2 protein-coding genes are annotated in these 973 nt (G+C 44.1%); both read left to right on the forward strand.

Features of this window, described 5'->3' with window-relative positions:
* Positions 1–252 (forward strand): GntT/GntP/DsdX family permease (locus CVN76_RS05090; protein ID WP_442857549.1); only part of this gene is annotated, 252 nt, incomplete at its 5' end.
* A gap of 77 nt (positions 253–329) precedes the next feature.
* Positions 330–973 (forward strand): NAD(P)-binding domain-containing protein (locus tag CVN76_RS05095; protein WP_232732112.1); only part of this gene is annotated, 644 nt, incomplete at its 3' end.

Here is a 973-nt window from a genome sequence, read left to right on the forward strand (position 1 = left end):
GTTGCTTCCTTAACGACAGCTGGCTTGGTTATTCCGATGTTAGGCCAGACGGACGTTAACCTCGCTCTAGTCGTTCTTGCTACAGGAGCGGGAAGTTTAATTGCTTCACACGTTAACGATGCCGGATTCTGGATGTTTAAAGAGTACTTTGGTTTAAGCATGAAAGAAACGTTTGCAACATGGACCTTACTTGAGACGATCATTTCAGTAGCTGGATTAGGCTTCATTCTATTGATCAGCTTATTCGTATAGGTCTTTCCCGGCAGTAAATCCCCCCATTTATCGGAGGGTTTACTGCCTATTATTCTTACATAAAAGGAGAAGAAATAATGTTCAATTCAATTGGTGTAATTGGTTTAGGGGTTATGGGCAGCAATATCGCCTTAAATATGGCTAGTAAAGGGGAACAAGTAGCCGTCTATAACTATACAAGAGATTTAACGGACCAGCTTGTTGCCAAGCTGGACGGTCAGTCGCTCCATCCGTATTACGAAATCCAGGACTTTGTTCAGTCACTGGAAGCCCCAAGAAAGATTTTCCTGATGGTGACGGCAGGCAAGGCGATCGATTCGGTGATCACATCATTGCTTCCTCATCTTGAATCAGGCGATATTATCATGGACGGCGGTAACTCCCATTATGTTGATACGGAACGCAGATATGATGAATTGAAACCTAAAGGCATCAGTTATTTAGGCATTGGTGTTTCTGGCGGGGAAGTCGGGGCATTAAAGGGGCCTTCAATCATGCCAGGTGGGGATAAAGACGCCTATGAAAAAGTAGCTCCGATCCTGACGAAAATCGCGGCCAAAGTAAATGAAGAGCCTTGCTGTACCTATATCGGCCCAAAGGGATCAGGTCATTTTGTGAAAATGGTGCATAACGGGATCGAGTATGCAGATATGCAATTAATCGCCGAAGCTTACACTTTCCTAAGAGAAAGACTCCATTTGGAAGTGAATGAAATTGCTGA

The organism is Bacillus sp. mrc49 (genome assembly GCF_002803435.1).